The sequence below is a fragment of the Phenylobacterium sp. genome, assembly GCF_031425575.1.
GTDB lineage: Bacteria > Pseudomonadota > Alphaproteobacteria > Caulobacterales > Caulobacteraceae > Phenylobacterium.
Genome location: NZ_JANPJP010000270.1, coordinates 1 through 6,417 on the forward strand (window position 1 = coordinate 1; position 6,417 = coordinate 6,417).

6 protein-coding genes and 1 pseudogene are annotated in these 6,417 nt (G+C 67.7%); 5 read left to right on the plus strand and 2 right to left on the minus strand.

Going from position 1 to position 6,417, the window contains the following annotated elements:
• A pseudogene (locus tag RMO97_RS15460) lies at nt 1-211 on the plus strand (hypothetical protein); the annotation flags it as partial.
• Complete coding sequence (locus RMO97_RS15465) at nt 208-1,098, plus strand: protease modulator HflC (protein WP_310541936.1); 891 nt, start codon at nt 208-210, stop codon at nt 1,096-1,098. The pseudogene RMO97_RS15460 and the gene RMO97_RS15465, both read left to right, overlap by 4 nt.
• 38 nt (nt 1,099-1,136) lie before the next feature.
• On the opposite strand, the gene RMO97_RS15470 is transcribed toward RMO97_RS15465, so the two are convergent.
• Together RMO97_RS15470 and serB are read right to left on the minus strand one after the other, a co-directional pair.
• The gene (locus RMO97_RS15470; RefSeq protein WP_310541937.1) at nt 1,137-1,793 is read right to left on the minus strand and encodes an HAD family phosphatase; all 657 of its coding nucleotides are present in this window, start codon (nt 1,791-1,793) and stop codon (nt 1,137-1,139) included.
• Nucleotides 1,794-1,842: 49 nt separating this feature from the next.
• A complete protein-coding gene (gene serB, locus RMO97_RS15475; RefSeq protein WP_310541938.1) occupies nt 1,843-2,736 on the minus strand; it encodes a phosphoserine phosphatase SerB in 894 nt (297 codons plus the stop codon).
• Here serB and miaA point away from each other — a divergent pair.
• The 3 genes from miaA (at nt 2,681) to RMO97_RS15490 (ending at nt 6,320) form a co-directional block, all read left to right on the plus strand.
• Entirely contained in the window at nt 2,681-3,664 is a 984-nt protein-coding gene (gene miaA / locus RMO97_RS15480; protein WP_409035321.1) for a tRNA (adenosine(37)-N6)-dimethylallyltransferase MiaA, read from the plus strand. The genes serB and miaA overlap by 56 nt on opposite strands.
• Before the next feature lie 171 nt (nt 3,665-3,835).
• Complete coding sequence (locus tag RMO97_RS15485) at nt 3,836-5,629, plus strand: acetolactate synthase 3 large subunit (protein ID WP_310541940.1); 1,794 nt, start codon at nt 3,836-3,838, stop codon at nt 5,627-5,629.
• A 97-nt stretch (nt 5,630-5,726) separates the two neighbouring features.
• On the plus strand, nt 5,727-6,320 hold the full coding sequence (locus RMO97_RS15490; RefSeq protein WP_310541941.1) for a hypothetical protein: 594 nt from the start codon (nt 5,727-5,729) through the stop codon (nt 6,318-6,320).
• The last annotated feature ends 97 nt before the right edge of the window (nt 6,321-6,417 follow it).

Consider the following 6,417-nt stretch of genomic DNA (forward strand, 5'->3'; position numbering starts at 1 on the left):
CGCGCCGGGCGTGACCCGCGACCGCCTCTATATCGAGACCATGCAGCGGGTGCTGTCGCGCTCCAACAAGGTGGTCATCGACGGCAAGGGCGCCAGCGCGCCGATCATCCTGCCCCCCGACGTCTTCCGCGCCAAGACACCCACCACCCGCGTCGTTCCGCAGGCCGAGGGCGGCGAAACCGTCATTCCCAGTCCCGGAGCTCCGCGATGAACCGCCGCCTCACCACCTGGGGTGTCATCGCGCTTGGCGTCCTGGTCGTCCTGTTCAACACCCTGTTCATCGTCGAACAGCGCCAGCAGGCCATCGTCGTGCGCTTCGGCGAGCCGGTCCGCGTGATCAATGCGCCCGGCGAGAACGCGCCCGGCCTGAAGATCAAGGCGCCCTTCCTCGAGAACGTCATCAAGCTGGACAAGCGCAACCTTAAGCTCGACGCCGATCAGGAAGAGGTCATCGCCGCCGACCAGGAGCGCCTGGTGGTGGACGCCTTCGTCCGCTACCGCATCTCCAACCCGCTGCAGTACTACCGGACCCTGCGCGACGAGCGCACGGCCAACGACCGCATCGAGCGGCTGTTGAACTCCTCCCTGCGGCAGATCCTCGGCACGGCCAATTCAGGCGACATCATTTCGGGCCGCCGCGGCGCCCTGATGGCCCAGACCAAGATTGACGTCGCCAAGCGCGCCAACTCCTCGCGCCTGGGCATCCAGATCATCGACGTGCGGATCAAGCGCGCCGACTATCCCGCCGCCAACCAGGCCGCCGTCTATCGGCGTATGCAGACGAGCCGGCAGCAGGAGGCTGCTCAAAAGCGGGCCGAGGGCGAACAGAAGAAACGCGAGATCATCGCCGGCGCCGACAAGGAAGTGGCCATCACCCTCGCCACCGCCACCGAGGAGGCCGAGACCACCCGAGGCGAGGGCGACGCCCAGCGCACGCGGATCTTCGCCCAGAGCTTCGGGCGCGATCCCAGCTTCGCGGCCTTCTACCGGTCGATGTCCGCCTACGAGGCCTCGCTCGGCCAGGGCGACACGACCATGGTGCTGTCGCCCGACAGCGCCTTCTTCAAGTACTTCGAGCGCGGCCCGAACGCGCGGTAGTTGATCCCAAGCCCTTCTCCCCTTGCGGGAGAAGGAAACTACCCCAGCAAGCCCCGCACCTCGTGTAGGTCCCGTGCGATGCAGACGCAGTGCGCGTGCATCTCCTCGGTGGGGTCCAGCAGGTCGGGGACCATGATGGTCATCATACCAGCCGAGGACGCCGCGCGGACGCCGTTGTGGCTGTCCTCCAGGGCCAGGCAGAACTCCGGATCGATCCCCAGGCGCTCGGCGGCCTTGAGGAACGGGTCGGGGTTGGGCTTGCCGTTGACGTAGTCCCCACGGGCCACCACCGCGTGAAAGCGCGGGATGATCCCCGACTTGCCGAGATGCGCCTCCACGGCCCGGTGACTGGAGGAGGTGGCGATGGCGCGGGGCAGGTCGAGCGCGTCCAGGCAATCGAGCAGTTCAACGACCCCGGCCTTGAGCGCGATGCCGGCCTCGCAGGCCGCATCCACGTGGATCATGACCCGGGCGTTGAACTCCGCGATCGGGAAGTCTTCGCCAAAGTGGTTGAGCACTTGGCGGTCGCTCATCGGGCCCGGCAGTCCGATCATGCTCTCGAACAGCGAGAGCGGCATGTCGTGGCCGTGCTCGGCGGCGGTGGCGAGCATGGAGTCGCGGTAGACGACCTCGGTGTCACAGAGCAGGCCGTCCATGTCGAAGACGACGGCCTTGGGGATGCGGGGCAATGTCATGCCCCGGCCTTAGCGCGGTTGGGGCCGCGCCGCCCAATCAAGCCTGGCGTCAGTCTGTAACGAAGTCGGCCGCCGTGTAGCCCTGGAAGTAGAGCAAGGCGGTGAGGTCGGCGAAGTCCACCTTGGCGTCGGCCTCGGCGGCGACGATGGGCTTGGCGCGGTAGGCGACACCCAGGCCCGCCGCATTGATCATGGCCAGGTCGTTGGCGCCGTCGCCGACCGCCAGAGCCTCGGCGGGGGTGAAGCCCGCCGCTGCGGTCTCCTCGCGCAGGGCGGCCAGCTTGGCCTCGCGGCCGAGGACGGGGGAACCGACCTCGCCGGTGAGCAACCCATTCGCCTCGATCAGGGTGTTGGCGCGGTTGGCCTGGAAACCGGCTGCCTGGGCCACGCGAGAGGTGAAGAAGGTGAAGCCGCCGGAGACCAGGAAGGCGCCGGCGCCATTGGCGGTCATGGTGCGGACCAGGGTTCGGGCGCCGGGGTTCAGCTTGACCCGCTCGTCGTAGCAGCGCTGCAGGACCTCCACCGACAGGCCCTTCAGCATGGCGACGCGTTCACGCAGGGCGGAGTCGAAGTCCAGCTCGCCGCGCATGGCGCGCTCGGTGATCTCGGAGACCCTGTCCTTCACGCCCGCGAAATCGGCCAGCTCGTCGATGCACTCGCAGCCGATGATGGTGGAGTCCATGTCGGCGATCAGCAGGCGCTTCTTCCGCCCGTTCCAGTGCTGGACGCAGGCGTCGATCGGCAGGCCCTCCAGCGCATTGGCGACGGCGATGCGGACAGGTGCGATGGCGTCGGCCTCGAGCGCCAGGTCCACAGCGCCGGGCCCCAGGACGCGGGGCTCCTTGACGCGGGCGCGGGCGCCTGCGAGCGCTGTGGTGATCGGGCCGATGGCGGCCTGGGCCGCCTCGGGCGTAGGACTGACGAGGGTAAGGGCGAGCTGCATGGAGCCCCGCATCTGGCTGATCGCCGGGCCCACCGCAAGCGGCAAGTCGGCCCTGGCCCTGCGCCTGGCTGAGAAGATCGGGGCAGAGATCGTCGGCGCCGACGCCCTGCAGATCTATCGCGACCTGCGCGTGGTGACAGCCCGCCCCTCCCGCGAGGACGAGGCCTGGGTCCCGCATCACCTGGTGGGAACCGTTGACGGCGCCGACGGCTGGTCGGTGGGAACCTGGTCGCGGGCGGCGACCCAGGAGATCACGGAGATCACCGGTCGTGGACAGCCTGTCGTCGTCGTGGGGGGCACCGGCCTCTACTTCCGCGCCCTCACCCACGGCCTGGCGGAGATCCCGGCCACGCCGCCACAGGTGCGAGACCAGGCGGCGGCCGACTATGAGAAAATGGGCGAGGTCGCCTTCCGCCAGCGGCTGGCCGAGGCCGATCCCGCCGCCGCCGCGCGCATCAGCCCCGGCGACCGGCAGAGGCTGGCGCGCGCCTGGGAAGTCTACGCCACCAGCGGCGTGTCGTTGACCGACTGGCAGGGGCGCACCGATCCCGCCCTCCCCGCCGGCTCATACCGCACCGTCGCCCTGGAGCCTGACCGCAAGCAACTCTACGACCGATGCGACGCCCGCCTGGCGGCGATGATCGAGGCGGGCGCGCTGGAGGAGGTCGCCGAGCTGATGGCTCGAAACCTCGACCCCGCCCTGCCGATCATGAAGGCGGTGGGGGTGCGGGAACTGTCGGCCCAGCTGCGCGGCGAACTGAGCCCCGCCCGGGCGCTGGCCGCCGCCCAGCAGGAGACCCGTCGCTACGCCAAGCGCCAGTCCACCTGGCAGCGAGGGCAGATGAGCGACTGGCCGCGCGTCACGGTGAGCGACCCGGACGACCAGTGGAGGCAGTTTCTTGCGCTGAACCCCGGCTTGACGCCCTGACGGGGGCATGGCATCAGCAGGGACCTTCGTTTCTGGAGAATGCTCGTGCGCGAGATTCTTGTACTTGTACGGCGACCTGTCGCGGACTGACGATCACGTCAGTCTGAACAAGGTCGCTTGCACCGGGCCCCCAGAGGGCCTTTTTTATTGCCCCATACCAGGCTCCCCGAAATGACCGCCCACCAGACCACCATCGAAGCCGATATCGAAACCCTGACCGGCGCCGAGATCGTCGTCCGCGCCATGATCGACCAGGGCGTCGAGGTGCTGTTCGGCTATCCGGGCGGCGCGGTGCTGCCGATCTATGACGCCCTGTTCGAGGAGACGCGCCTGCAGCACGTGCTGGTGCGCCACGAACAGGGGGCGACCCATGCCGCGGAGGGCTATGCGCGGTCGACCGGCAAGTGCGGGGTGGTCCTGGTCACCTCCGGCCCCGGCGCCACCAATGCGGTCACCGGCATCGTCGACGCCCTGATGGACTCCATTCCCATGGTGGTCATCACCGGCCAGGTCGCCACCCACCTGATCGGCACCGACGCTTTCCAGGAATGCGACACGGTCGGCATCACGCGGTCGATCACCAAGCAGAACTACCTGGTGAAGTCGGTCGAAGAGCTGCCGCGCATCATGCACGAGGCCTTCCACATCGCGACCTCAGGCCGTCCGGGCCCAGTGGTCATCGACATCCCCAAGGACGTGCAGTTCTCCCGCGGCGCCTATCAGGGTCCCAAGGCGGTGAAGCACAATCACGAGTACAGCCCGCGCACCAAGGGCGACGTGAACAAGGTGGCCGAGGCCGCGGCCCTGATCGCCGGCGCGCGCAAGCCGATCCTCTATACCGGTGGCGGCGTCATCAATGCGGGGCCCAAGGCCGCCCAGCTGCTGCGCGACTTCGCCAAGCTGACCGGCGCGCCGGTGACCTCCACCCTGATGGGCCTGGGCGCCTTCCCGGCGTCGGACCCCCAGTGGCTGGGGATGCTGGGCATGCACGGGGCCTATGAGGCCAACCACGCCATGCACGACTGTGACGTCATGATCTGCGTCGGCGCCCGCTTTGACGACCGGGTCACCGGCCGGCTGGACGCCTTCTCGCCGGGGTCCAAGAAGATCCACATCGACATCGACCCGTCCTCGATCTCCAAGAACGTCAAGGCTGACATCGGCATCGTCGGCGACGCGGGCTCCGTGCTGGAAGACCTGATCGCTGTCTGGAATTCGCGCAGCTACGCGACCGACAAGGCCGCCCTGAAGACCTGGTGGAGCGAGATCGACGCCTGGCGCGGCCGCAAGGGCTTCGCCTATGCGCCGGACTCCAAGCTGATCAAGCCGCAGTACGCCGTCGAGCGGCTGTACGAGCTGACCAAGGACCGCGACACCTACATCACCACCGAGGTCGGCCAGCACCAGATGTGGGCGGCCCAGTACTATCACTTTGAGCAGCCCAACCGCTGGATGACCTCGGGCGGCCTGGGCACCATGGGCTACGGCCTGCCGGCCGCCGTCGGCGTGCAGATGGCGCACCCCGACGCCCTGGTCATCGACATCGCCGGCGACGCCAGCGTGCAGATGACCATGCAGGAGATCGCCACGGCCATTCAGTACGACCTGCCGATCAAGATCTTCATTCTGAACAACGAGTGGATGGGCATGGTCCGCCAGTGGCAGCAGCTGCTGCACGGGGAGCGCTACAGCCACTCCTATTCGGCCAGCCTGCCCGACTTCGTGAAGATGGCCGAGGCCTTCGGCGGGGTCGGCATCCGCGCCGAAACGCCCGACGAACTGGACGACAAGATCCTGGAGATGATCTCGGTGCGCAAACCCGTGCTGTTCGACTGCCGGGTCACCAAGGAAGAGAACTGCTTCCCGATGATCCCGTCCGGCAAGGCCCACAACGAGATGATCCTGGCCGACGACGGCCGCGACCTGGGCGGCGTCATCGACGACGCCGGCAAGCGGCTGGTGTAGAACCGCTCGGTCGCGACGCATGACACGCTCCCGCGCCCTCGACGCCCTGAACAAGGGCCTTTGGGTCACGGTCGTAGTGTCGGCGTGGATTTGCGTCATGGCGCTTGGCGGTCTCGTCGGACTGCCCATCCTGGCGCCCGAACTGGTGAACGCCGTCTCGGTCGTCCCGCTGTTCGCCATCACTGCCCTGCTCATACTGTCCGCTATGAGGGCCGAGAAGGGCAGGCGCGCCTGGGCCATCACCCGTGCCATTGTCCTGCCGCCACTCGTGCTGATCGTACTGGTTGTCTGGGGGTTCTTGTCTGGACTGCCGGGCGTCGTGAATCGCGTGACGCTATCCGATGGTCGACAGTTCCTGCTGGGCGTTGGCCCCGAGCCAAGCGACATCGTCTACGTGCTGTGGCAGTCGGTTGATCGTTGGGGCGTCTTTTGGCGTCCAACGAAGTATGACCTGACCTATTCGGACGATGGCACGCAGACCGCCGATCCGGCTTTGGTCGTCGATCCCAATGGGCGCCGGCTGCTGGTGCGCCGGGGAGGATTGTGGACGGACTGCCTCGACATCGAGACCGATATCCGCGCATGCGCGAGTAAGGTCGAGGAACCTTCCCAGCGAGATTCAGAGTCTTGGAGAGCGCGATCCGAAGACATCGAGCGGCTCGTGGGGCTGCACCCGACCGCGTCGCGCTAGCGGAGAAAGCGCGGTGACCGAAGGTCACCGCGCCCCTTTTCTAGTCGTCGAGGCGAGCCTCGGCGTAGCCGCTGAGCACTTCGACGCCGGCCTGGTT

Coding starts and splice junctions, on each gene's coding strand:
- RMO97_RS15465 (WP_310541936.1), top strand. CDS start 208: ATGAACCGCCGCCTCACCACCTGGGGTGTCATCGCGCTTGGCGTCCTG.
- RMO97_RS15470 (WP_310541937.1), bottom strand. CDS start 1,793: ATGACATTGCCCCGCATCCCCAAGGCCGTCGTCTTCGACATGGACGGC.
- miaA (WP_409035321.1), top strand. CDS start 2,681: ATGGCGGCCTGGGCCGCCTCGGGCGTAGGACTGACGAGGGTAAGGGCG.
- serB (WP_310541938.1), bottom strand. CDS start 2,736: ATGCAGCTCGCCCTTACCCTCGTCAGTCCTACGCCCGAGGCGGCCCAG.
- RMO97_RS15485 (WP_310541940.1), top strand. CDS start 3,836: ATGACCGCCCACCAGACCACCATCGAAGCCGATATCGAAACCCTGACC.
- RMO97_RS15490 (WP_310541941.1), top strand. CDS start 5,727: ATGGCGCTTGGCGGTCTCGTCGGACTGCCCATCCTGGCGCCCGAACTG.